We start from the raw sequence: 25,862 nt of genomic DNA on the forward strand, positions 1-25,862 counted from the left end.
CACCTTCAAAATACTGAAACTCGCTCTCTATTTGTTTATCATTGAACGAAAGTAAACCGAGTTCTCAAGGACCGAATTAAACAATGAACACCACAAATATTCTTCTACTATGCGGCGGCGGCTCATCAGAGCATGAAGTATCGTTAGTATCAGCTGGCTATCTTTTCGAACAACTCAATAGTATTGAAGATTTCAATGTTGTACGTGTCGAAATCAAAAGTGAAGGGTGGTGTCTTGATTCGGGTGAGTTGGTCTACCTAGATATCAATAACCAAATGCTTTGTGGCGATAAAGATCAAATGAAGATCGATTTTATTGCACCTTGTATTCACGGCTTCCCTGGTGAAACTGGTGATATCCAATCTCTGTTTGAGATGGCGAAGATACCGTATTTAGGCTGTGGTTCAGAAGCAAGCAATAATAGCTTCAATAAAATCACGTCTAAGTTATGGTACGACGCTTTAGGTATTCCTAACACGCCATATCTTTTCCTTTCAGATAATAACGAACAAAGCCACACAGCTGCGAAAGAAGCATTCGAAAAGTGGGGCAAAGTATTTGTTAAAGCGGCAAGACAAGGCTCTTCAGTGGGTTGTTACCAAGTGACTGAAAGTGAGCAGCTTGAAGAAGCCGTGAACAAAGCATTTACCTTCTCAGATCAAGTATTAGTTGAGAAAGCGGTTGTACCTCGTGAACTAGAAGTTGCAGCTTATGAGATCGATGGTGAGCTGCACATTAGTAAACCAGGTGAAGTTATAGCTCCTAACGGTGCGTTTTACACATATGAAGAGAAATATGGTGCCGATAGTCACTCAACGACGGAAGTTGAAGCGACGAACTTAACTGAAGAGCAGTTGAAGCAGATTGATAACGATGCTCGAAAAGTATTTACTCAGATGAAGCTTCGTCACCTGTCACGAATCGATTTCTTCCTAACAGAAGATAATGAGATATACCTAAATGAGGTGAATACCTTCCCTGGTATGACACCTATTTCAATGTTCCCGAAGATGGTTGAGCATAACGGTCACACATTTAGTTCATTCCTTGAGAACTGTGTGCGCACGAGCCTGAAATAAAGCACTATCTCTCCGTGGCGGTATCATGACTGCCACGGAATAATTTCTTTAAAGACAATTTTCCCTTCTTCGGATTTAGCCAACTGACCTAAGTATTGCGCCGGCATGACCGGACTCATCCAGCGTCCAAAGTCTTGAATATCTCTGATCGTCATTCCTTGTTTCGCCAATTCTTGTGTTGCACCCACGCGGATAGAGTTACCAGAAAAGCTCAAACTTCCGGTTAGTCCAAGCAGATCACTTGCGCGCCTTACGATTCTATAGATCGAAGAATCATCTAACGGTTGGTTGTGAATATGACCGTGTCGATCTATGGATCGAAACAAAGGTTGCTCATCGAAAGGCTCACTCATTTCAATCCAACGTTGTAGGTGGCCAGAAGCTACTTCTGAGAGTTGATATGTTGAGTCTGCCACATGGACGCAATTACCATTATCTCTGGTTGAGATATGGCTAGCTTTTAAGTTCTTGAGCTCTGAGCGTTTTAAAGCACATTCAAACATCACGTTATAAATCGAAACATCACGGATATCTTTAAGAGGTGCATTGGGTTTGGCTAAGTTGTTGTTGAGCTGGTTTAAATGATGATAAGTCATCGCATTTGTTTGTTTCGCATCGCCTGATTTCGATATCTGCAATTGAACTAAGGTAAATCTTACCTGCTTGTGTTTTATTGGGTTAGGGAACCCTAAAATCGTGTGCAGAAGGGATAGCGTTGCAGTGTAACGTTTTAGTGAGGAAAACTTACGTTCGTGAGCCTCTGTTTCGAGAAATCGACGAATTGCTGTAACGGAAGCAGGCAAGGTATTAATATGATGTTTAAGGCAAAATGCTAAATAACGGTTCCAGTCAGATAGAATTCCTAGCATAGAGTTTCGAGAATATTGATTGTCGGTCAACTCATCTATAACATCTAGTGAAGCCTCGTTATTGAGTTTCTTAACAAAGAAATTAACTTGTGAAGGGTCGGTCAAAACCGGAACTTTTTTTCTCAAATTACCGTACCTGGTCAGGTGTTTTTGTCATATTATGCTTGATATCATTAATAGTACACTTATGATTAGTGTAGTGAAAACAGAAAGATGATTCATAGATATGGCTAATTCGATTTATCGAGGAGTTCATCTGCAATCAACAGATGCGACGAATACTATTTGGCGTGCAAAATTAAAAAACCACGCAATTCAAGGTAACTTGACCGCTTTGAAGAAGAGCATCGATTGGTGGATTGACACTGCATCTATCATTGATCCAAAAGAGTTCACTTCATTAAATAAACCTCGAGCAGGTTCAGGTGGCCAAGCGGAAAACTTTAATGGCTATCAAATCAAGAACGATACAGGCGAACCTAACGCTTGGTACTGCATGTTTAACGGTCGTCTTATTAAGGGATCGAAAATGGCAATCCAGCGCCATATCGAAGCTTACTTGGTAGCAAAGCAAAAAGCACAGCAACAACAAAAGAAGTAAAAGACTATGAGCTTAGTGTATTCCACAGAAACGGGTCGTATTAAACCTGAGGAAGAAAAAGTCGAGCGCCCTAAGGGTGACGGTATTGTTCGAATTCAACGTGAAACTAAAGGTCGTAAAGGCAAAGGCGTTTCCGTTGTAACAGGTTTAGACCTAGATGACGCGCCACTTAAATTAATGGCTGCGGAACTTAAAAAAGTTTGCGGTTGTGGCGGCTCTGTAAAAGACGGCAACATTGAAATTCAGGGTGACGCTCGTGATAAAATAAAAGCGCACCTTGAAAAGAAAGGTCTTAAAGTTAAATTGGCCGGTGGCTAAGCTGGCTAATATTAAAGTTAAGAATCGAAGATTATTATCATTAGATATTAGCTATTTTATGGTAAATAAGCGTTTCGGTTAAATAACTTCAATATCAAGCACAGAGAGTGTGCATAAGATAAGGCAGGGTAACTCAGTTGAGCTCTGCCTTAGTTATTGCAAACTCAATTTAACATAAGATAGATAATACGCACTGATTTTGTAAGAGCAATATAGTAATGTCCGGTTTGAGCAACTTTAAAATGTCCTCCTAAGCTTAAAGTGTTGCTTGGCTTTGAGGACCTAAACTGATGTTAATTGCTATGAGTGATCACGAGATAAATCGATTCAAAGTTCTAACGGATGTACAAGAAAAACGCTTACGACAAGTCGACGCTGCAGACATTTTAAATGTCTCGACTCGACATGTCAGACGACTGTTGAAGCAGTTAGCAACTTATGGCGCTAAAAGCTTGGCACATGCAACCCGCGGTCGCCCAAGCAACCGGCGCTATAATGATAACTTTCGTTCTGAAGTATTAAGGATTGTACGTGAATAATACTTTGATTTTTCACCCACGTTTGCGTTAGAAAAACTCTCTGAGCACCATAATCTGATTGTTTCTAAAGAAACTCTCCGACAATGGATGATTGCTGACGGGCTTTGGACTCCATACTCTAGGCGCAAGCCTAGAATCTATCAGCCTCGCTATCGCCGTGATTGTCTCGGTGAGCTCATCCAAATCGACGGTTCACACCATGATTGGTTTGAAGGCCGCAGCGATAAATGTTGCCTTTTAGTCTTTATCGAAGAACTTGATTACCAATCCCTGTCCACATGAGTCAATTGTGAACTCACAATATACGGGCAATGGTGATTCTAGCTGTCTGATTATCCGATCGCGACATAGAGAAGCACTTTCAAATAGAGTTCTGACTTACAAAAATAACCGCTATTAAGTTACGTTGTGACTAAATGCGCCCAATCCAAATAGTTGTTGTTTATCTATGTCAAATGTGTGTCAGAGTTACGTGTGTACAGTATCAGTGAGCTCCCTAGCCTTTTAGAATCGTTCGCTTCTCGAAATCGTTTCAATATCAATTACTTGATAGAAGAATTTCCACGGATTTGATTAATGAATGAAAGAACATTTAGACAGCTTAATGTGTTCCTAGCGGTAACATGTCTCGCAATCACTGCATTTTCTCTAATCTCATTCCACATAGGTATGGATAAAAACTTTACCATTACGCCTGAACGTTTCGAGCCCAAAGTGAATACCGATCAAGACCATGGTGGTGGTACGCGCGGTGATGTTACCCAAGAAAATGGTTCAATAACGTTACACTGCAACTTTAAAAGAAATTATCGTTCGCCTTTCTGTGAGGTTGAATTTGTTATATCAGAAGACGGACAAGGCGTAGATCTTTCCAAATATGACTCTGTAACAATCAATATGGATTATAAAGGTCAAGAGAATCCCCGCTTTAGGTTTTACGCGAGAAATCATAATGATGCATACAGTGTTACTGGAGACCCTATATCCAATAAGTTTAACCGATTCGACTTTTCGCTTGATGACAAAGAAAATATTGATTTAGAGTATTTCAACGTGCCTTTATGGTGGGTTGACTTCTACAACCATCCAATTAACAACAGTGGTGTGGATATCACCAATACCGTATCGGTAGAACTTGGATTGGGTTCGAGTACCCTAGAGGGACTTCATCAGTTAACTGTCCATAGCATAGTTTTTCACGGAAAAGTCATTTCACACTTAACGCTCATCAGAGTTTTGATCGGCATATGGGTCGCATTCGCAATTTATTACGTAGCGGGTTCTATGTATCAAATACATCGTTGTCGTAAGGTTTCTGATGCCAAAGCGATCAGCCTCAAGCGCGAGATCGCTGAGCTTCGAGTTAAAGCAACAACCGACCCGCTCACTGGAGCAAGAAATCGTACTCAAGCCTTGGACAGCTTCTACGACTTCGAAAGGCTTATACAACAAGGTAAGGCTATTCATGTCGCGCTATTCGATTTAGACCATTTCAAATTGGTCAATGATACACATGGCCATGACATTGGCGACAGTGTCTTACGGGATTTCTCCGACCTATCTGAACAAGTCTTCAATGAAAACTATTTAATGTATCGCTGGGGTGGCGAAGAGTTCTTACTAGTATGCTTAGAGCAAACTACGTCACAGTGTAACGATAAGATATCGGAGTTTATGGATGCCATGGCTCGTAATCTTTGGCCACAATCATTAGAGATCACTACGTCTATTGGCTTAACTCAATTGGAGCGAAAGGAATCGATGCGTACCGCGATCAAGCGTGCTGATACAGCTCTCTACCAAGCAAAGAACCAAGGTCGTAATAGAGTTGTCTACCTTTAACCGCCCAGTCCATCAAAGCGCTATATAATCTAAATCCTACAATTATTACTTTCTAAGTTCACGTAACACTAATCTATCACTTGATTCAAAGTCAGAATAATTGCCACACCGAAAATCCGTTTAATATCAATAAAAACAGCTGCTTAACAAATATCAAGCCGCCAGAATCAATCAGCGCCACACAAATTGACACCAAGGTTTGAAGCGGGAATGCATATGGGCAACCTGATGTAATGTGAAATGTAATTTTATTACACACTTAATTGTATTGGGTTTTACGTGGAATTTTATACCATGCTAAGATGCTGAATTTATGATGATTTCTGTTATGGAGAGGAGGCTTTGTCGTTTATTTGGAGGTTGAGAGGTCATAGATGTAGAAAAGAATATTTTAGTTATAGTGCACTAATAGGTAAAAAAGAAGGGCTTAATGCCCTACTCTTTAGTTTCTGTTTCTTCTCGAATTTGTTGAGCCACTATCTTGATAGCTTCTGCTGTACTAACACCTTTGGTCATGAGTTCTTGAATTCTCTCAACAGCAGCTTGTTGTTCTTCGTGAGTCAGTGTTGGTAAGTCGTTTAGCATGTTCAGCTCCTTTTACTTTGGAGCTGAACTATATAGGCACAATTAGTAACTAGCAAGGAAATTGATAGAAGCGCCCATTGCATTTTCGTTAGTGTAGTTAGCACTAATATCGAGCTGGAATAGGTTTAGAGGAGATAGTCCGATACCAGCTGTAACAGTACCTTCTGAATCAGAGTAAGCTAGGTTTTTATAGTACCCTCCTCTCAGCTTCAGTTGACGTAAAATGTCCACCTCGGTACCGACACGAATCATCTGTTCATTGTCATCAAAGCTTGTGAACTTTTCAGCTTCATTGATATCGTAGTCAACGCTTAGCGTAAAGTAATCAGCAACAACACCAGCACCTACTGTATATACTGGACCAAGCTTGTATGAATGGTTGGAAGTCACAACTCTCGAAGCTCCAGGGTTAGTTGTACTTGTAAGAGTTTGGGTGACTGCTTTTGTATCAATATCTCTATCGATTATATTCGTTGCAGAAAAACCCACTCTAAAAGGGCCATAAAACCAGAGCGCACCCGCATCTATATTAAATGTTGTTTCAGCAGTTTCATTTTCACGCACATCGCTCAAATCGTAGTTTGATGCAGATGCTATGTAGTTATAGGTATAAATTCGTTGAAGTTTTGGAGATACACCGAATGAGAAATGTTGACCAAGGAATGTTTGGTATTTTGCTAATGAAATACCAGCCTCAGCAATACCGATAGAGACGGCTTTAACTGCTGTTAGCTCCGCATTGACAATATCGCTTGCATTTGCGGTATAAGTATCAGGTGTTACAAATGATTCTGTATAGGCTTTACCAAAAATATTCGCGGCAACATATTGATTTGGAAGTGCAAATGCGACAACGCCGCCAATATCCACTTTGAGTTTATCACCATCTAGTGCAGCGATATCAGCGTTGGTCACTGAACCATCACTAATCTTGTCCACTAAGCTGTCTACGTCATCAACTAGATTGTTTGGATCGTTGTAATTAACACCAAAACTTGGCGTGATCATACCTAGGTCATCGTTACGACGATAAATAGCAACTAAAGCTGGGTTATAAAATGGGGCTGTTAAGAAGTTAGCTGATACAACACCAACGCCACCCATAGCGTCTCCGCGCGCTTCGATGGCATAGTTTGCTGCAGTAGCAGGAAGGCTAGCTAAGGCTATTGACGTTGCGAGTAGTTTTGTCGTTTTGTTCATGCTGATAGTTCTTTGTTAAGTCCTTTACATTGTTATCGGCATGATTGTAATTTACTTTAACTCCTCCTCGCTAGAAATATCATACGTTTTACTTATCGTTTGTGTCTGTTCGATGGTTATATCACCTTGCCAACGCGCGTGTGCCATTGAAACGGCCAGAACGTAGCGATCACTTGGAATATCTTCACCCTTTAGTTGCATTGGATAATCTGACTCATAGCTCTTACCCCAAACACGCTCATAGCGTTCATTGACGTAATCATAAAGCCCAACTTCCAAGCGCGGCAACGGACAATACGGATTTAAAAGCTCTTTCTTATCAATACGCCACGAGTCTTTAGATGCCCAACGTACTTGCTGTTTGAGCTTTACTTCACCAAAAATAACCCAAGTACTCCAAGTTGCTCCATCTTCAACTTTTACGCTTAGACGATAAAGGCCGGACTGAACGGGTGACGACAAGTTATAGCGCTTGTTGTACAAATACGCGTCGCTATTCTCAACCTTTTTAGCACTCTTAGTCATCTGGCTATCGGATGAAAGAGTTTTATCAACCCACTTGTCTAGGGATATGTTTTGAATGTTTTCAGTAGACTCTAAGTCGATGACCAAGCGAAACGTATCTCTGCCCGGGCTTTGAATCATGTGTCGCTTTATAACGACTGAACTTATCCAATCAGGCAAAGTATTCTTGGTTAACGTCTTACCACAATCTTTGTTTAGCGCCTGATTGAACAGTTCATTAAGGTGCTGCTCTCGCACCTTAGAAGTATTGCTTTGCCACACTTCCACCAATGAATCGAACATCAACGTCAGGTCATCATTCAATATATGCTTATGGACCTGTGTTAATGCATTACTGCCAGTAAACCACTCGGTTGCCGAGCTAGAGAAACTGGTCATCGCCATCAGTAATAGTGGAAGTGCTTTTCGTTTCATTATTACGCTTTCATTTTGTAGCCAACGCCACGTAGTGTTTCAATTTCTAAACCAGGTAGTTTTTGACGAAGCTGAAGTACGTGCGTATCAACAGTTCGAGTCGTTGGGAAGTGGTTGTAACCCCACACATGATCAAGCAGTTCATCACGCGTGAAAACACGCCCCAGATTACTCGCTAAAAACAGAAGCAAATCAAACTCAGTACGAGTTAATGTTACTTCTTGATCTTTAAAGAAGACTTCACGTGTTGCTTTATCGATGACTAAGTCTTGAGCAACAACTTTCGAGCTATCCTGCTCTTCTGCATCCGGTAAACGAAGTTGCGCGCGAATACGTGCAAATAGTTCAGCCTCTGCAAATGGTTTTGTTAGGTAGTCATTAGCACCAGAATCTAAACCTGCAACTTTGTCTTTTACTGTAACAAGTGCCGTTAACAGAATAACTGGGATATCTTTCTTCTTTTTCCAACCAGGTAGAGAATCCACTGAATCGCCATCTGGAAGTTGACGGTCGAGGATTACCAGATCAGCCTGTTCCCAGTAGCCTTCAACTTCAGAGATGAGTTCTGCATGCAAACATTCATATCCAGCTTGCTCTAGGCTAACTAGAAGACCATCAGCTAAGTTTTTATCATCTTCAACGAGAAGCAATGTCTGTTTCACAAGGTATCTCCAAAATAAATGTTGTCGGGGGCCCGATGAGAGTCATGTGTCCACCCATTTTCCCAACCATAGATTCAACTATCGTTAGGCCTAAACCAAGACCGCTCTTACTTACAAACGGTTTACGTAACTGCCCCCAGTCTTTGCGGGTCAAGTCTCCATTATCTATCACTTTGAATGTCAGCTTCTTGTCAGAAGTCGTGAGATCAAGCGTAACTGGTGGAACTCCGTACTTAACTGCATTTCTGATTAAGTTATCTATACAAGTTCCCAACCAATAAACGTTTACTTTCGCAGCGATGTCTTGGTTAATGACAAGTTTGATATCAGGACCAAACTCCTCTTCAATTTTAAACTCCAACCACTCTTGTACGCTTGGTACCCACTCTGTAGCGAGAGGTTGATTGTCGGACTGTAAATAGTCTTTACTCGCTTCGGCAAGCTGCCTTAATCGGCGAGTGTCTTCGCAAAGGCGTCTAAATTCGTCATAAACCGTTTCAGGAAGGTGTTCAAACTCTCTCCTAAAACCTTCTACCGTCAATGACAGGCTAGCGATAGGCGTTCTAAGTTCGTGCGTTAGGATCTGCAGTACTAACATACGACTCTTCATCTCTTGTTTGCGTACGTTCCAACGATAGATAGACCAGCCAATCACCAACAAGATATTCGCAACCACTAGGACAATCATCGCAATTTGAAGCAGCTCTGAGTGGTCTTCGATCTCCCAACAAATATTGCCTCGCTGAACGAAACAGCTATTGTCTTCATCTGACAGACGATATGAAAGTCCGGCTAACTGTGCATTCTCAGTCCAGATTGGTTCTTGATACAAATAGTATCGGTCACCGCGTTTCAGCCAAAGCTCATCGAGCTCTACAAACATGCTCGCACCAGCCAATAATGCGGTAATCGCTTCGCTGTTCATGTGTTTTAGGCGAGTCAGAAGCTCATCATGATCTTCATTTGGTCGCTCTTGAATGTGCATAAAGCGCTTTAGCGATTCAAACTTTTCCGGGTACTGTTCTACGTAACGTGCTGCGTATGAACCGCCACCAGGGTGAATCAAACCACTACGACTGAACCAGCGATCCGATAACACTGTCCCTTTACACATGGCTCGTGTAAACACTAAAGGCTCCGTAATTAAAGGGCTAAGCGGTAGTTTTCCACTACACGTTTTCGATAATTGATACAGCCTTTGAATATCTTTCAGCGGATACTTTGCCGTTTGCGGTAGCATGGCTGATGGCATGATTAAACTGGTTGGATAATCGGCTTGTAGTACACGAATGTCGTAGGATTCGACCGCCGTTTCATGATCAAACAACTTAGTAAAATGATCGATACGCTCAGGCAACGAATCAGCGAAAGCAGTTGCTGAAACGAAAAAGCTTAATGTAATAAATGATAATGTTTGTTTAATCGTCACAAGCCAAGCGCTAATTCATACAGATAAATCAAATATATACCATTCGCTATCAAAGATAAATTTTTACCTTAGCAATCCGATAACTGGCATCAATTATGCGCCAATAATTTATATGAATGTAAAAGCACTAACCAAAAAAAGGGACTCAATCGAGTCCCTTGTCATTTAACGGTTTCTTATAAGTGCTCTAGAATGCTTAGACAGCTTTCTTTTGCATCACCAAACAACATTTGAGTGTTGTCTTTAAAGAACAGTGGGTTCTGTACACCCGCGTAACCAGTATTCATAGAACGCTTGAACACAATAACATTTTGCGCATTCCAAACCTCTAGTACAGGCATGCCTGCGATTGGGCTATTTGGATCTTCTAACGCTGCAGGGTTAACTGTGTCGTTCGCACCAATGACTAGTACGGTGTCAGTCTCAGTAAAGTCGTCGTTGATTTCGTCCATCTCTAGAACGATGTCATACGGTACTTTAGCTTCCGCAAGCAACACGTTCATGTGACCCGGTAACCTACCCGCCACTGGGTGGATACCAAATCGCACTTCAACACCTTGGGCACGAAGCTTTTCAGTGATTTCATGCACTGGGTACTGAGCTTGCGCTACGGCCATGCCGTATCCAGGTGTGATAATTACAGACTTAGAACCTTTCAACATTTCAGCGACTTCTTCTGCCGACGCTTCTCTGTGTTCACCCTGCTCTTCAGCATCGCCGGATACAGTAACTTCTTGACCAAAGCCACCAGCGATAACACTAACGAATGAGCGGTTCATCGCCTTACACATGATGTAAGACAGAATTGCACCTGATGAACCTACTAGAGCACCTGTTACGATCAACAGGTCGTTTGCTAGCATGAAACCAGCTGCGGCGGCAGCCCAGCCTGAGTAAGAGTTAAGCATAGAAACCACTACCGGCATATCTGCACCACCGATAGAAGCAACCAAATGGTAACCGAATGCGAATGCGATCAACGTCATCACAATCAGAGCAAACATGCTGCCGTCAGCTTTAACGAACATGATCATAAGCAAAGTCGAAACAACGATCGCAGCGAGGTTCCATTTGTGCTTATGAGGGATGTTCAATGCTGATGATGAAATAATGCCACGCAGCTTACCAAATGCGACAATAGAACCAGTAAACGTTACTGCACCAATGAACACGCCAAGGAAAACTTCCACAAGGTGGATAACGTGCTCTGCGTGTGTTGCTGCTTCTGGTGCATCAATGTAGCTGTTGTAGCCAACCAATACTGCCGCCATACCTACGAAACTGTGTAGGATTGCAACCAGTTCAGGCATCTCAGTCATTTCTACTTTTTTCGCATAGTGGATACCGATACCACCACCGATCACCATTGCAATAATGATCCACACCAGACCTTCAGAGTAAGGGCCAAAGATCGTTGCAAACAGAGCGATTGCCATACCAGTAATACCGTAGTAGTTACCGGCACGAGCCGATTCTTGCTTAGAAAGCCCAGCAAGACTCATGATAAAGAATACAGCAGCGATAATGTATGCTGCTTGTACTAATCCTTCAGACATCCGTTATACTCCTTAGTCTTTACGGAACATTTCAAGCATACGTTTGGTAACGGTAAAGCCACCAAATATGTTAATGCTTGCAATTAACACGGCGATAAACGACAAGAAGGTAACAACCCCACTGCCTTGACCGATTTGAAGTAACGCACCAACAACAATGATGCCTGAAATAGCATTCGTCACCGACATTAATGGTGTATGTAGTGAGTGGCTAACATTCCAAACTACGTAGTAACCGACAATACAAGCCAGTACAAATACCGTGAAGTGCGATAAGAACGCTGCCGGAGCAACAGAAGCGATCCATGCAAAGGCACCAACAGCGATCGCCATGCCTGCAATTTTCTTCGCTGGGGATTTAGGCTCTTCAACTTTAGGTTCAGCAGGTGCAGCTTGCGGTTTTGCCTGTTGAGGTTGGGCCGAAACTTGAATCGGTGGCGCAGGCCACGTCACTTCACCTTCTTTAACCACAGTCACACCACGAAGAACAACATCATCAAAATCAATATTGATGTTGCCGTCTTTCTCTTTGCAAAGGAGTTTTAGTAGGTTAACAAGGTTAGTTGCATATAGCTGTGAAGACTGAGTTGGAAGGCGACCTACCATATCGGTGTAACCAACAACCTTAACGCCATTTGCTGTTGTGATTACTTGGTCTGCAACCGTGTATTCGCAGTTACCACCATTAGCCGCAGCAAGGTCAACAATCACACTACCCGGCTTCATGCTATCGACCATCTCTTTAGTGATTAGCTTCGGTGCAGGACGACCTGGAATCAATGCGGTTGTAATAATGATATCAACGTCTTTCGCTTGCGCGGCATAGAGTTCTTCTGCTTTCTTATTGAATTCATCAGACATCTCTTTGGCGTAGCCGTCACCAGCGCCGGTGTCTTCTTGGAAATCCACTTCTAAGAATTCAGCGCCCATCGACTCGACTTGTTCTTTTACTTCTGGGCGGACATCAAATGAACGAACGATTGCTCCTAGACTACCTGCAGCACCAATGGCGGCAAGACCCGCAACGCCAGCACCCGCAACCAGTACTTTGGCCGGTGGAACTTTACCTGCTGCGGTAATTTGACCTGTAAAGAAGCGACCAAACTCATGAGCAGCTTCAACAACAGCACGATAACCCGCAATATTCGCCATCGAACTCAATGCATCCAATGCTTGAGCACGTGAAATACGCGGCACCGAGTCCATTGCCATTACATTGATATTCTTGCTAGACAGCTGCTCCATCAATTCTGGGTTTTGAGCTGGCCAGATAAAACTGATCAGACTCGCACCTTCTTTGATAAGCGCGATTTCATCAAGATTTTCATCAACAATAGGAGCGTTGACTTTGAGGATAATATCGGATTCCCAAGCTTGATCAGCAGAGACAACTTTAGCGCCAGCTTCTTCATAAGCTGAGTCATCAAAACTTGCTAAAGCGCCCGCTTGTGTTTCAACACAAACTTCAAATCCTAACTTTAAAAGCTGTTCTACCGATTTTGGAGAAGCAGCGACTCGCGTTTCACCTGCGAGGGTTTCTTTTGGTACACCAATTTGCATAGCTATTCCTTGACTATTGGCACAATGACTTATTCGTTTGTATCTAACGACAACTAATACTTCAAGCGTTTTATTCAAAGAACAGAAAAAGTTATTACATATAACGGATTGGATGCAATTTCATCGATTTTTAGGGGCTAAAAGACAACCAAATCAGGTTAAGAGGTCAAACCACTTGAAATTAATCCCTTAAATAACAACTATCTAGCTGCTCTTTTTCCTTAAAAACTAAAAAGAGCCTTCAGCATATACACTGAAGGCTCTTAAAATTATGACCAACATCAATTCTAACCCTAATTGGCTAGCTAAAAATGTTATCGCCCATTTGATCGATAAACATTTGAGATTTTTTCAGCATCAGTTCATTGGCGTCGTCTTTGTTTGAAACAACATCAGAACGAATGAAACGGTGAGATTTTACTTCACCATCAATTTCTTTCTCGATACGCCCAGCGACTCTGTATTGTCCGGATTCGGCCAACGCTTCTTGATAGATATTGAAACCCTTATATTCTACAGGTTCCACAACAACGGCTTGTTCGGTTTTCTCTTTACTTCCAAATAGCTTTGAAAAAAATCCCACGTTTTAATACTCCTAATTGAACAACCAAGGACTCATCTAACGTACCACGACTAGTTGTTCTTCAACAGTGGCTTTTCATACCAATCGAGTTCAACATCATCGTCAAAATTGTGATGTGAGAAGATAATCGGGATCTCTTGAGAGCGATTTTTCCTGCGATCATCTAGAATCATCGCTTCAGCATTTTTGACCGCGATCTCACTATTTCTTTTGTATAGAACTAACTTTTCTTCGGGTAACGCTGCCAAAAAATCAATATCGTAGCGGATGTAAATCGGCTTTAACTGACCTAGAGCTAAGCACGCAAGATCGGCCAACTGCTCCTGAGAATAACTTGAAACATACTCTTCTGTCGTCAGCACCTGGCCAACAAGTGTTTCCATATAGTTGTGCACGTCAACACTGATCTGCATATCTTCTCTCTCCATGATTGACGATTGGTGACTAGATTAATCCTAGTTAACTTTTAGTCTGTTATACCAGTAATATCAACAACAAAGATATCAACCTTGTTGCATTATTCATAACTCACCACTATGTTTTTGTCGAAATTTGGGTAAAAAGCTTGGCAATTGAAATTTAAGCCGTATCCTACCTAATTACTTTAGTTATAGAATCATCAGTTTAGTCAGGCACTCCACATAAATGTCATCTTCGTTTGTAACGTCGAGTTTGTTTCGTTTTAGCTTCCCCTTACTTATACTCTGCATACTGCTCGTCGGTATGAACAACATCATCTTAATTGCGGAATCTAATCGCGGCTTTGCCAACAATCTCCCTTACATTCTTTTGTCGGTAGCGGGCATCTTATGCTTTACGTTTAAACAAGGGCGAATGGCAATGGTCTCAGTGACTATGCTTATCGCATACATTGTGATTCAGACCCGCCTTCAGACTCCCATCAATACCGGAACGACCTTACTAGAGCTCTCTTTATTGGCGACACTACTACCCGTGTCTTGCTTATTAGTTTACGCCTTTCCTAATACGGCGCTATCTGTACGTACGACCACTTTTTATCTCGCAGCAATCGCTTTGTTTATTGCTTGGTCGCAGTTGATCATTAGTCATTTTTACGATGGCGGATTTGACTCGTGGAGCGAGGGAATATTATTTACATTCCCAGCCCTCTCAAAGATTCCTTTCGTACTGGTGATGTATAGCTTTTGCTTATCAGGCCTTACTGCGATCTTAGTTCTAATGTACAACCGCCCTATTGATGTTGTGGTCTACAGTTCGATTATTATGGCGAGTGCTACCTTTGTATTTTTTGATGTTCAGTATATCTCAAGCACGCTTTTCTCCTTGTCTGGCATACTCATCATCATCTACATGATGTCAGCCAGTCATGCTTTAGCTTTTAACGACCAATTGACTAATATCCCTGGACGTCACGCGCTAGAGAGTGACATGAAGCATTTAGGACGAAAGTTTTCTCTGGCTATGCTCGATATCGATCACTTCAAATCTTTTAACGATACTTACGGTCACGACATTGGAGACGAGGTGCTCAAGCTAGTTGCAAGCCGCATGAAGCTTACTTCTGGTCGCCCGCGTATTTATCGTTATGGTGGCGAAGAGTTTACGATTATCTACAAGCGTAAACAGGCAAAACACGTCGTCACCCATCTAAATGAGTTGATTAAAGACATAGAAGCGTACGACATTACAATTCGCGACAACCAAGCTCGTCCAAATTGCGATGAGACTGGAAGCAAAAACCGTGGTCGTGGCCCAGCTAAGTCCAAAATCGTTAACGTGACCGTCAGCATCGGCCTAGCTGATAGCAAAACGACCAAAAAGCCAGAAGAAGTGATGAAGCTTGCGGATAATGCCTTGTACAAAGCAAAGAAAGCAGGTCGTAACCGCTTGTCTATTAGCAAAGAATAGACAAACGGCAATTAGTCTTGATTGAAAAAGATCACTAAGCTCCCCCCTTTAAGAGAGCTGCCGTAATTTATGGTAAGCCCGATGCCTACATTGTCGACCCAGTCATTAAGTAAGTCGGGGTCTAACAACCAACCTAGGCTAGCTTCATAATATGAGTGTGTGCCTAGTGGCGCTGAGGTGTCCCCGCCAACATCGATTCTGCGGACGCTAGAGTACATTGATGTGACATTGTCACGCCATGAGATCAAATCGTAGAAAACTTTAACTTCATTGGCGAGATACCACCCCTCTGGGTTTCCTACATCCCCTTCATTGGCTTCACCCCAACCATAACCGTAGAAGTAATGCCAACTCGAACTTATTTTGAGCCTTCCCCAATCATGTAGATCTTGATAAGTGAGTTTAATATTCGGTTCAACAATATAGGCCCAAGCATCGGTATTGACGATGAAGCCATCCAAGACGCTGCGATAAGGCTCTAGGATTCCGCTTCTATAGGTATAGTCGTTACGATAGTAGGAAATGTGATTACCAATGGCAGTGTTGACGCTCCAATGCTTGTCTAACTGATTTACGTTGGCAAATTCTACATAACCTGAGACGACATATTCGCTTAAAGCATCTGGGGCTGTCCCCGAGGATAAATCAACATCTTGGTCGATACTAAGAGCCGACAAGCGCAATGTTAGTTCTTGTCGGTTATCTTCAATATAAGATGGTAATTCAATTGTGTAAGGTAAACTCAGCGCGGCAATATCTTTGCGTCGGCTGATTGATTCCGTCGTACCAATGTTTTCGTTGTCGATTTTAAAGACTTTATTAGGGTCAAAGTTATGAAAACCGAATGTGAATACGTCGGAATCACTGAGGACAACGTTTGTTGCAAAGTTCTGTTCGAGATCTTTCCGCACAACATCGTTTAAGCTCGTTGCACAAGCCAACGATGGAATGAAAAACACTACAGGTAAGTACCGAAGATCCAACAAGAAAATCCTCTATCAACAATGAATAAAACGGCAATAGCCAATAAAAACGGCGGCCGACTTTACCACTAGACTATCATTGCCCTCCACTGTTTTTCTTTATCGAAAACATAATTTTCAGTACGGGTATAGTTTTAAGTACACATATAGATTACTGCTAGCGATTAATCTCAGCGATGTCGCGCAATATATAAGTATTTCGGCCACCTTCTTTAGCTAGATAAAGCGCATTATCAACCGCTTGATAACTACCCTCTATTGACTCATCACCAGTCGGGACAAATGTTAACACCCCCTGTGACACTGTAACCCTATCTGATACAGTTGAATGCTCATGTTTGAGGTTTATCTTCTCTAATGCTTCTTGAATCCGCTGAGCTTGTTGCTCTGCAAAGTTTCTGTCTGTATCACCGAGTATCAAAATGAACTCTTCACCACCATAACGCCCTACATACTCACCGGCACGAACAAACAGTTTTTTGAGAGTACTGGCCAACGCTTGCAGGCAGTTATCGCCTTGTATATGGCCATAATTGTCATTGTAAGGTTTGAAGAAGTCGACATCGAGAAGGATGATGGTCATATGCGCTTTCCTACGACCATGCCATGCTATGCTCTCTTCAAGCTTAGTATCCATGTAACGGCGGTTGTAGAGCTTGGTTAAGCCATCTTCATTTGCCTGTTGTTTCAGGAGCAAATTCAGCTCTTCTAACTTGGCGGTACTCTGTTTTAACTCTCGTCTCATCGCGGCAATACGCTGCATTGCAATAAGTTTAGAGTTCAAGACTACTTTATTTACAGGCTTAATTAGATAGTCATCACCACCAGCATCAATAGCCTTTGCAATCATTTCTGGTTCATCATGACCACTCAAGAAGATAATTGGGATCCAATCAGGAAATTGACGACGAATCTCTCTCGCCACTTCGAAACCATCCATATCTGGCATACTGATATCTAGAAGGACGAGTTCAGGATCAAACTGGGAGTAAATGTCTAATGCCTCTTTGCCACTGCCTACCGCTTCAACTTCATGACCTATCTGTTTGAGACGAATCGCAAGCTGCATTCGATCTAATTGAACGTCATCGACAAGCAATATACGCATTGATGATCCCATTTCTGCCATTACGTCACCTTTATATTGTGTTGAACTATGAAAATAGCCTAAAACTGGCGCTAATTCATGCGGTCGTCTCTATATTATATTGACTTTTTTACAGATCTTTTTAGCATTGTTTCTTTTTGAAGAGAAATACTATGTCAGACGCTACAAACAACGAGCAACAAGAAATCGATTTAACCACTATCTCTCCAGAGCTACGTCAAGTTATCGAATTTGATGAAGTGCCAAAAGAGATGCACAACATGGTTACTTCTATTCACGAGGTGTCTGAAGAAGCAGTACGCGAAGCGTGGGATAGCCTTCCAGCAAGCGCACAGAACGTTCTAGACAACTTCGAACAGTTCCACGCTCTAATCTCTGTAAGCCAGTCATTTGCTGGTATTAACGTTATGGAAGAGTTCCCAACTCTTAAACTGCCAGAAGGCATGACTGACGAAGAGAAAGAAGAGTACCGCGCTCAACTTCTTGACCAAGTTCTTCACAACTGTGTGAAAGACATGGTTAAACAGATCAAGAAAGCTCGTCGTGATGCAATCTTGAAGCGTGACTTTAAAGAAGTTTTCACTAAGTAGTGAATTCAGGTTATCGATAAGTAACCTTCTGTTCTTTATAAGAAAATAAAAAGCCGCTTCTATTGAGCGGCTTTTTGCTATTCATCGCAAATTGAATCTTTATATATGGTACTAGTATCACAGGTTCCTGTGTGACTATTTCATCCATTTACAAACAACACTTACATTTTCGATAAACACTAGCTAGTGAGTCACTGCAATGTCACGCTGAGCGACACTCACCCCTTTAATCTGTGCAAACACGCGTTGCCCTATCGTTAGACTCAACTCATCCAATGCCCATAAAGTGATGGTTGCCCACAAATGGCACCCCGGCTCCAATTCAAGCTCGACCGCAACACTCTGTTTGTTGTGTCCGTGTTGTTGTGTCTCTACTCTACGAATAATTGCTGGCAAGATATTACGTATCGACGTGCTCTGTGGCTGCTGAAGCGACAGTGAAACATCGTTAGCGCGAATCTGCAGCCTTACTGAGGCGTCAATTGGGTTATCAACCTGCTGAACCCAAAGCGACGTCGTATCACCTAGCGCAAGCTTAGACAGCGCATAGTCATCGTTGTGCTCAACAATTTTCGCCTCAAAAAGAGAACTTTGCTCAGAAAATGATTGCCATGGCCTCATCGCTCTGGACGCCCATACTTGTTCTGTTTGCCCCGCAGATAGCACCTTGCCTTGGTCTAAGATTACTAGGTAGTTAGAGAGCCTAAGAATCTCGTTAAGGCTGTGAGTAACATAAACAATAGGGATTTTTACGCTTTCCGAAAGGTTTTCTAAAAACGGCATCACTTCCCGTTTTCGCGGTAAATCTAACGAGGCTAATGGTTCATCCATTAATAGAATACTTGGTTTTGACAACAGAGCTCGCCCTATCGCGACTCGCTGCTTCTCACCACCCGATAACTTTGCCGGATATCGTTCAAGTAAAGCTTCTAGAGATAAAAGACCGACGACTTGATCAAAATGTTTCTGGTCAGGCGTCTTAACGCCATATTTCAAATTACTCGACACTTTCATGTGCGGAAAAAGACGAGACTCTTGAAAAACGTAGCCCACTTGTCGCTGGTGGACTGGCAAATCGATCCCTCTAGCGCTATCGAATAAGGTTTTGCCGGAAACCTTAATCTGACCGCGGTCAGGGTTCTTAAGCCCGCTAATGGCGTTAATCAAAGAAGTTTTTCCCGCACCAGAACGACCAAATATCGCGGTAATGCCTTTGCTAGGTAAGGTCAGATCAACATCAAACTCAGTTTCACCAAGCTTCTGCTGATATTTGAGTATCAATTCGCTCATTGATTCCCCCCTAACTTATTTACTGTTTTTCGATTGAGCCACTCAGATAGCATAAGAGAACCAAGCGCAATTGCTATAGAGATAGCACATAGGCGCGCAGCTTCCATCTCTGCACCGGGAGTCTCAATAAACGTGTACATAGCTAAAGGAATCGTCTGAGTTTCACCTGGAATGTTTGATACAAAGCTGATTGTCGCTCCAAACTCCCCTAAGCTACGAGCGAACGACAACATAGTGCCAGTGATAATACCCGGAACCATTAATGGCAGAGTTATCGTAAAGAAAACCTTAATTGGAGATGCACCCAATGTCGCAGCCGCTTCTTCCAATTTACTGTCTACAGTTTCTAAGCTTAAGCGGATAGAGCGCACCATCAACGGCAGTGCCACAACGATGCACGCAAGCGATGCTCCCTTCCAACTAAAGCTAAATACCACCCCAAACACATCATTAAGCCAAGAGCCAATAGGGCCCTGCCTACCCATCATGACCAGTAGTAGATAACCGATGACAACTGGAGGCAAAACCAAAGGAAGATGCACAAGGCTCTCCACCAAGCCTTTACCGATGAACTGTTTTTTCGCCAGTAGCCAAGCAATGCCGATACCAATAGGTACCAACCACAAAATAGCAAAGCCCGCGACCTTAAGGCTTAACAACAGAGCTTGATATTCGTAATCCGATAAATAAAACATTAATACGTATTAAAACCGTAGCGCTCGAGGACTGACTTAGAAAATCCGCCCTGCATAAAGGTATAAAAGGCTTGCGTTGATTCATTACCGTTCAATTTCGCTACAGGGTAACGTATTGGAGTATGTGATGACTCAGGAAATGTATCGACTATTGAAACATCAGTAGAAAGCATAGCATCGGTTTTATATACGATACCAAGTATCGCTTCTTGTCTTTCAACCAATGCCAAAGCCATGCGTACATTATTACTTGGAGCTAGACGAGTGCGAACACTCTGCCACACTTCTAACGCTTCTAGAGACTCTTTCGCATAGATACCAGCGGGTACCGACATGGTATTACCAACAGCTAGTCGTTCACCCTGTAGCGTAGCCTGCCATGAAGTTGCATCATCAAGTCTGAACTGAGAATAGTCGGTTTTGTCTGATTTCGATGAGATCAAAACCAGTTCATTGCCAACCCAATTAGTGACATTGTCACCTGAAACATACCCCCTATCGACTAAATGTGTCATCCATTTTTCATTCGCTGCGATGAACACGTCTGCAGGTGCACCTCGCTCTATCTGGCGAACTAATGATGATGTACTCGCGTACACAGGTGTAACATCAATATCGTGGTTCTCTTCAAATTCAGAGATCAGTTCATTAATGACGTTGGTCATTGAAGATGCGGCATAGACCTTAATGGAGTCTTGCGCAGATACCTGAAAAGCTAAAATAGCTAGTGCTGCCGTCAGCAATCGTTTTTGCATCACACTCTCTTTCACGTGATTATTTGTTCATTCTATTTCTTGATGGTATTAAGTTCAGGCCACAACAAATCTAGCTTCATATACTCTTCGATGGCATCTGCGATTCGATCGATGCCTTCTTCTTTTAGAGCGTGGTGGTCAACCGTAGCAACAGCGCTCGCGCCAGCCCACTCACAAATCGAAGCTAGGGCTTCACTATTATCAAACAGACCATGGAGATAGGTGCCGAAGATCGTGTTTTCGCTATTTACTGCTCCATCAATAGCACCAGAGTCTAACTGTATCGGTATGTCCTTTTCTTTGACTTGAGTCTTACCAACATGAATCTCATAACCTTTTACGTCGGATGCGCTTCCATTCAGAGTCAACTGCCCACTTACATTAGTCAGTGTCTTCTGTTGCGTCAAAACCGTCGTTGCTTCTAACAAGCCTAAACCAGTAGAAGAGCCTGGTTGACCTTCGACACCGTCCGGGTCATCAATCGACTTGCCTAGCATTTGATAACCGCCGCAAATCCCAACGACCTTACCGCCAAGACGCAGGTGACGTTGAAGATCTTTGTCCCAACCTTGTTCACGCATGTAGTCTAGGTCGGCACGAACTGATTTAGTGCCAGGCAAAATAATGAGATCTGCTTTATCTAAGCGTTCACCTTTTCCAACATAACGCAGATCAATGTCAGGGTTTAGGCGCAAGGTATCAAAATCTGTGTGATTACTAATGCGGGTAAATATAGGCACCACAACCTTTAACTTCGCGTTACCGTTCGACTCTTGCGCTGTGGTGATCGCGTCTTCAGCTTCTAAGTTAAAGCCATGTAGATAAGGTAAGACACCAATCACAGGTTTGCCTGTCTTCTGTTCTAACCAATCTAAACCAGATTCTAATAGCTTAATGTCACCTCGAAAACGGTTAATCACAAAACCAACGACACGCTGTTGCTCAGATTCTGACAATAAGGCTAAAGTACCGTATAGATGAGCAAAAACACCACCTCTATCAATATCTGCAATGATAATCACCGGAACGTCTGCTTTCTCAGCAAAACCCATGTTGGCGATATCATTTTCACGGAGGTTGATTTCGGCTGGACTGCCCGCCCCCTCAATCATAACGCTCTCATAGTCAGCCTGAAGACGATCGAATGAATCAATCACGGTATCTATGGCGACTTTCTTATAATCGTGATAACCAGTCGCTTCCATGTTGGTTAATGCACGACCTTGTAAAATAACCTGCGCACCTGTATCTGAATTCGGTTTAAGGAGTACTGGGTTCATGTGAACCGTCGGCTTTACATTACAGGCTTGAGCTTGAACAGCTTGTGCTCTGCCAATTTCACCACCGTCTTCGGTCACCGCACTGTTTAGTGCCATATTCTGTGGCTTGAATGGGGCGACCTTAACGCCGCGTCGAGCCAATACGCGGCATAAACCTGCCACCAATACACTTTTTCCGGCATCCGATGTCGTGCCCTGAACCATAAGGGCCTTAAGTGGTGTCAACATGAAAACTGATTTCCTTCATTCTTAGACGCAAACAACCGCGCTTTTGTCTCTATAGTAGCGTTATTGATAATAAGATGCTCATGAAAATGAATGGAAAATGAATACGTTACTCACGCTGAATTCAACCCCACTGTTGTTTAATAGCCTCATCGAAACAAAACGTTTCAACCAAACATAACCAATGAGGTATTTATTATGAAAAAAGCAGTCCTAGCAATCGCAGCATCAGTTATCCTTACTCCAGCTATCGCTCTAGCTGATGGTCATAAAGACAACAACAGCGGTATCGCTTACACAGGTCCAGTAGAATCAACGACTATTGCGACACTGCTTGAAAACACAAGCATGTTCTCCGAACAAGAAGCTATTGTAGATGGTAAGATCGTTCGCCAGGTTCGCAACGACAAGTTCATCTTCTCTGACGGCCAAAGTGAAATTCAAATCGAGTTAGATGACGATATCAAGCTAGCTCAACCACTGACCGCTGAAACACAAGTACGTATCTTTGGTGAATACGAAGGTGGCAAAACTCCAGAGATCGAAGTTGACCATATCCAAATTCTATAATCTCGATCGACTCTAATTAAAATGGCCTGCATATTGCAGGCTTTTTTGTATATACTGCCCTAAATACAAAAAATTGGAGTCACCATGCAGGGTTACGCAAAAAAAACGCTACTGATCGGATTAACCACGCTGTGTTCATTTGCCGCGTCGGCGAACAATTTCAACTACAACACTTTTGAAATCCGAATGGGTGCTAGCCCAAGTACATTTGGTGGCGAATTCACAACGTTATTTACCCAAAACGCACACTTCATCGGTCGTGTGGATACCGGCTTTGAAAGTGACTGGGATGCAGCAGGTGGCATTGGCTTCAACGGCCCGATTGGTCAGTTTGCTGACATTTACGGTCAAATGCTACTGCACAATATCGAACGCAATGATGATAACAGCTTTAAAACCGAAGTTAACGTTGGTGTGAAAGCATGGTTAATGGCAAACATCGAAGTTAATGCTCGCCTCGGTCAGCTTATCGATAATGATGGGACTAACTCTATCGTAGGCTTTGGTGCGCGTTTCCACTCAACAGAACAACTGTCTGTCGGTGTTGATATGCGTAACAACGGTACTTATGGTCACCAAGTGCTGATGTCAGCGCGATTTGGTTTCTAAGTTACTCTTGATTTCTTATTGTTTAACTCATTAATTTATTTAGATTTTTATCACTAAAAATCATGAGAAACATAAGCAATATAAATATTTAACGACTAAGCGATAAAATCACTTTACCGCAACATGGCGTACTGCTAATCTCTCACAAATTTTGCTGAGAGATGGAGTACCGTAATGGGTGGTAACAGCATATCGATAAAAAACAAACTGACTCTGATATTTGTTGTCATCATTTTCGCAATGACGATGATTCAGACTTACGTCACAGGTAAGCAGCTGTTGAATGAGACGTACCGTTCAGTTCAACAATACTCAAATACATTAACGACTTCTAATGTATCGGGCATTGAAAAGTGGATTGAAGGCCGAATTAACGTAGTTAATGCTGCGAAAGACGCCTTCAAGTACACAAGTTCACCAGAGAGCTACTTTACACAAAGTACTAACGCTGGACGCTTCCAAATCGCCTACGCCGGCCTTTCTGATGGCCGCTTTTTACAAGGTGTTGATCTCCCTGTACCAGAAGGCTACGACCCACGCACCAGAGATTGGTACAAAAATCCAATGGCTCAAGGTCGTACCGTCGTGACAGAACCTTACTTAGACGTTGCCACCAATGAACTGGTTGTTACCATTGCATCCCCTTTTAATACAAATGGCTATTCAGGCGTTATTGGTGCAGATTTGAATCTCACCGCACTGGTTAATGACATAGTTAACGTTGAGCAACCGGGTGTTTATGCATTTCTAGTTGATGGTTCAGGCAAGATTGTCGCTCACAAAGATCGTTCATTGACGTTGAAATCTATATCCAACATCTCCAACAACCTCTCGGCACAGAAGATCAAGTCGATCGCGAGTCGCTCAGAGTTTGAAGAAATGGTCATCGGCGATTCAGAATCATTCCTATCTGCACAAAAAGTCCCTCACACTGATTGGTATTTCACTATCGTTATCGATAAAACCAAATCTTTTGCGTCTTATCGATCGCTACTGCGTCAATCGGCAATCTTTGGCATGTTGCAGTTAGTCGTCATTGCCTTCGTTGCTATGTTTGTGATTAAGAAAGCACTCGCACCTCTCACAACACTTAGTACAGCTATGGAAGCGCTGTCGAAAGGCAACGGTGATCTTACGCAGCGTATTTCTGTGAACAGTAAAGATGAAATTGGGACATTGGCTTTGCACGTAAATGCCTTTATTGCCAAGCTTCAAGAAATTGTTCGTGATATTGCTCACTCATCAAGCCAGCTTAATGAACAATCAGAAGTGAGTACCAATGTTGCTCGCCAGACTAGCGATGGTTTAACGGTCCAGCTTCACGAAATCTCACAAATAGCGACTGCAGTGCACGAAATGTCGGCAACAGCAGAAGAAGTGGCGAACAATGCTCAGATGACCGCGGATTCAGCCATAAGCTCGACAGAAAACTGCGAGCAAGGAAAACGTGTAATCATCCGTAACCAAGAATCAATCACGAGCTTAGCTGAACAAGTAGAGAATGCATCTGGGATTATCCAAGAGCTAGAAAAGAACGCACTAGATATCAATGCGATTCTCTCTACGATTTCAGACATTGCAGAGCAAACTAACCTACTTGCTCTTAATGCCGCCATCGAAGCAGCTCGTGCAGGTGAACAAGGCCGCGGATTTGCTGTCGTTGCAGATGAGGTCCGCGTCCTTTCACAACGTACTCACAGCTCGACTGATGAAATTCGCGAAATGATTGAAACGTTACAGAAAAACAGTGTCTCTGCGGTAGAATCTATGGAGCGCAGCCAAAATCTAGCGCAATCAAGCGTTGATGATGCGAACAATGCGACAGAAGCACTAGAGCAAATCGCGGCGTCAATTCAACAGATCTCCGACATGGCATCGCACATATCGAATGCAGCGTCTGAGCAGCGCACGGTAACGGGTGAAGTGAGTAAGAATATCCAACTTGTGAACGACGTATCTGACAAAATGTCGACAGAGGCAGACAACTCACGCCATCTGTCAGAAGAGTTGCGTGGCATTGCGCAGCAGCTTAACACTCAAGTACAACTGTTCAAGTACTAAACCACTGCGCCACTAAATAAAAAATCCCGATAAGTTATACGCTT

General features: G+C 42.7%; 26 protein-coding genes. 10 read left to right on the forward strand and 16 right to left on the reverse strand.

Features of this window, described 5'->3' with window-relative positions:
* The first annotated feature begins 83 nt into the window (after positions 1-83).
* Entirely contained in the window at positions 84-1,079 is a 996-nt protein-coding gene (locus tag AC6R05_RS12770) for a D-alanine--D-alanine ligase (protein ID WP_285464639.1), read from the forward strand.
* Positions 1,080-1,102: 23 nt separating this feature from the next.
* On the opposite strand, the gene AC6R05_RS12775 is transcribed toward AC6R05_RS12770, so the two are convergent.
* Entirely contained in the window at positions 1,103-2,074 is a 972-nt protein-coding gene (locus tag AC6R05_RS12775; RefSeq protein WP_500647582.1) for a tyrosine-type recombinase/integrase, read from the reverse strand.
* Between the two features lie 100 nt (positions 2,075-2,174).
* Here AC6R05_RS12775 and AC6R05_RS12780 point away from each other — a divergent pair, with 100 nt between their 5' ends.
* From AC6R05_RS12780 to AC6R05_RS12795, 4 genes are all read left to right on the forward strand, one after another.
* Positions 2,175-2,549, forward strand: coding sequence for a DUF3319 domain-containing protein (locus AC6R05_RS12780; RefSeq protein WP_032552544.1), 375 nt, complete (start codon positions 2,175-2,177; stop codon positions 2,547-2,549).
* 6 nt (positions 2,550-2,555) lie between these two features.
* The gene (gene yciH / locus AC6R05_RS12785; protein WP_032552543.1) at positions 2,556-2,867 is read left to right on the forward strand and encodes a stress response translation initiation inhibitor YciH; all 312 of its coding nucleotides are present in this window, start codon (positions 2,556-2,558) and stop codon (positions 2,865-2,867) included.
* Positions 2,868-3,169: 302 nt separating this feature from the next.
* Positions 3,170-3,406 carry a helix-turn-helix domain-containing protein gene (locus AC6R05_RS12790; RefSeq protein ID WP_500647583.1) on the forward strand — a complete coding sequence of 79 codons (237 nt, stop codon included), beginning with the start codon at positions 3,170-3,172 and terminating at the stop codon, positions 3,404-3,406.
* 576 nt (positions 3,407-3,982) lie between these two features.
* Positions 3,983-5,248 (forward strand): GGDEF domain-containing protein, encoded by a 1,266-nt coding sequence (locus AC6R05_RS12795; RefSeq protein WP_500647584.1) that lies wholly within the window; start codon positions 3,983-3,985, stop codon positions 5,246-5,248.
* Between the two features lie 435 nt (positions 5,249-5,683).
* Here AC6R05_RS12795 and AC6R05_RS12800 read toward each other — a convergent pair whose 3' ends face one another.
* The 9 genes from AC6R05_RS12800 to AC6R05_RS12840 form a co-directional block, all read right to left on the reverse strand.
* On the reverse strand, positions 5,684-5,833 hold the full coding sequence (locus AC6R05_RS12800) for a YoaH family protein (RefSeq protein WP_152470585.1): 150 nt from the start codon (positions 5,831-5,833) through the stop codon (positions 5,684-5,686).
* A gap of 42 nt (positions 5,834-5,875) precedes the next feature.
* Positions 5,876-7,033 carry a conjugal transfer protein TraF gene (locus tag AC6R05_RS12805; RefSeq protein WP_500647585.1) on the reverse strand — a complete coding sequence of 386 codons (1,158 nt, stop codon included), beginning with the start codon at positions 7,031-7,033 and terminating at the stop codon, positions 5,876-5,878.
* 51 nt (positions 7,034-7,084) lie between these two features.
* Positions 7,085-7,972, reverse strand: coding sequence for a DUF2861 family protein (locus tag AC6R05_RS12810; protein WP_285464629.1), 888 nt, complete (start codon positions 7,970-7,972; stop codon positions 7,085-7,087).
* Positions 7,973-7,974: 2 nt separating this feature from the next.
* Entirely contained in the window at positions 7,975-8,634 is a 660-nt protein-coding gene (vxrB, locus tag AC6R05_RS12815; protein WP_032552526.1) for a response regulator transcription factor VxrB, read from the reverse strand.
* Positions 8,609-10,078: a sensor histidine kinase VxrA gene (vxrA, locus tag AC6R05_RS12820; protein WP_032552525.1), complete on the reverse strand. Its 1,470-nt coding sequence runs from the start codon at positions 10,076-10,078 to the stop codon at positions 8,609-8,611. The genes vxrB and vxrA overlap by 26 nt, the downstream gene beginning before the upstream one ends.
* A 161-nt stretch (positions 10,079-10,239) precedes the next feature.
* Positions 10,240-11,619: a Re/Si-specific NAD(P)(+) transhydrogenase subunit beta gene (pntB, locus tag AC6R05_RS12825; protein WP_446577734.1), complete on the reverse strand. Its 1,380-nt coding sequence runs from the start codon at positions 11,617-11,619 to the stop codon at positions 10,240-10,242.
* 12 nt (positions 11,620-11,631) lie between these two features.
* On the reverse strand, positions 11,632-13,179 hold the full coding sequence (pntA, locus tag AC6R05_RS12830) for a Re/Si-specific NAD(P)(+) transhydrogenase subunit alpha (protein WP_500647586.1): 1,548 nt from the start codon (positions 13,177-13,179) through the stop codon (positions 11,632-11,634).
* A gap of 301 nt (positions 13,180-13,480) precedes the next feature.
* Positions 13,481-13,762, reverse strand: coding sequence for an HlyU family transcriptional regulator (locus AC6R05_RS12835; RefSeq protein ID WP_500647587.1), 282 nt, complete (start codon positions 13,760-13,762; stop codon positions 13,481-13,483).
* 50 nt (positions 13,763-13,812) lie between these two features.
* A complete protein-coding gene (locus AC6R05_RS12840; RefSeq protein WP_152470578.1) occupies positions 13,813-14,175 on the reverse strand; it encodes a late competence development ComFB family protein in 363 nt (120 codons plus the stop codon).
* Positions 14,176-14,407: 232 nt separating this feature from the next.
* Between AC6R05_RS12840 and AC6R05_RS12845 the strand changes: the two genes are divergently transcribed.
* Positions 14,408-15,652: a GGDEF domain-containing protein gene (locus AC6R05_RS12845; RefSeq protein ID WP_152470577.1), complete on the forward strand. Its 1,245-nt coding sequence runs from the start codon at positions 14,408-14,410 to the stop codon at positions 15,650-15,652.
* Between the two features lie 11 nt (positions 15,653-15,663).
* Here AC6R05_RS12845 and AC6R05_RS12850 read toward each other — a convergent pair whose 3' ends face one another.
* Together AC6R05_RS12850 and AC6R05_RS12855 are read right to left on the reverse strand one after the other, a co-directional pair.
* The gene (locus tag AC6R05_RS12850) at positions 15,664-16,635 is read right to left on the reverse strand and encodes a Solitary outer membrane autotransporter beta-barrel domain (protein WP_500647588.1); all 972 of its coding nucleotides are present in this window, start codon (positions 16,633-16,635) and stop codon (positions 15,664-15,666) included.
* A gap of 157 nt (positions 16,636-16,792) precedes the next feature.
* Positions 16,793-17,764 (reverse strand): diguanylate cyclase response regulator, encoded by a 972-nt coding sequence (locus AC6R05_RS12855; protein WP_500647589.1) that lies wholly within the window; start codon positions 17,762-17,764, stop codon positions 16,793-16,795.
* 131 nt (positions 17,765-17,895) lie between these two features.
* On the opposite strand from AC6R05_RS12855, the gene AC6R05_RS12860 reads away from it, so the two are divergent.
* Entirely contained in the window at positions 17,896-18,333 is a 438-nt protein-coding gene (locus AC6R05_RS12860) for a DUF3069 domain-containing protein (RefSeq protein ID WP_150869563.1), read from the forward strand.
* 183 nt (positions 18,334-18,516) lie between these two features.
* Here the strand turns inward: AC6R05_RS12860 and modC are convergent, their stop codons facing one another.
* From modC to AC6R05_RS12880, 4 genes are read right to left on the reverse strand one after another with little or no spacing between them, the layout of a single operon-like run.
* Positions 18,517-19,623 (reverse strand): molybdenum ABC transporter ATP-binding protein ModC, encoded by a 1,107-nt coding sequence (gene modC / locus AC6R05_RS12865; protein WP_500647590.1) that lies wholly within the window; start codon positions 19,621-19,623, stop codon positions 18,517-18,519.
* Positions 19,620-20,318, reverse strand: coding sequence for a molybdate ABC transporter permease subunit (gene modB, locus AC6R05_RS12870; protein WP_500647591.1), 699 nt, complete (start codon positions 20,316-20,318; stop codon positions 19,620-19,622). The genes modC and modB overlap by 4 nt, the downstream gene beginning before the upstream one ends.
* Positions 20,318-21,073: a molybdate ABC transporter substrate-binding protein gene (modA, locus tag AC6R05_RS12875; protein ID WP_500647592.1), complete on the reverse strand. Its 756-nt coding sequence runs from the start codon at positions 21,071-21,073 to the stop codon at positions 20,318-20,320. The genes modB and modA overlap by 1 nt, the downstream gene beginning before the upstream one ends.
* A gap of 32 nt (positions 21,074-21,105) precedes the next feature.
* Positions 21,106-22,581, reverse strand: coding sequence for a cobyric acid synthase (locus AC6R05_RS12880; RefSeq protein ID WP_500647593.1), 1,476 nt, complete (start codon positions 22,579-22,581; stop codon positions 21,106-21,108).
* A gap of 195 nt (positions 22,582-22,776) precedes the next feature.
* Here AC6R05_RS12880 and AC6R05_RS12885 point away from each other — a divergent pair, with 195 nt between their 5' ends.
* From AC6R05_RS12885 to AC6R05_RS12895, 3 genes are all read left to right on the forward strand, one after another.
* Positions 22,777-23,148 (forward strand): YgiW/YdeI family stress tolerance OB fold protein, encoded by a 372-nt coding sequence (locus AC6R05_RS12885; protein WP_150869558.1) that lies wholly within the window; start codon positions 22,777-22,779, stop codon positions 23,146-23,148.
* An 84-nt stretch (positions 23,149-23,232) separates the two neighbouring features.
* A complete protein-coding gene (locus AC6R05_RS12890) occupies positions 23,233-23,757 on the forward strand; it encodes a hypothetical protein (protein WP_032552512.1) in 525 nt (174 codons plus the stop codon).
* A 174-nt stretch (positions 23,758-23,931) separates the two neighbouring features.
* A complete protein-coding gene (locus AC6R05_RS12895) occupies positions 23,932-25,818 on the forward strand; it encodes a methyl-accepting chemotaxis protein (protein WP_500647594.1) in 1,887 nt (628 codons plus the stop codon).
* Positions 25,819-25,862 lie beyond the last annotated feature (44 nt).

This window comes from Vibrio sp. R11-SG3-ISO9, from assembly GCF_059834255.1.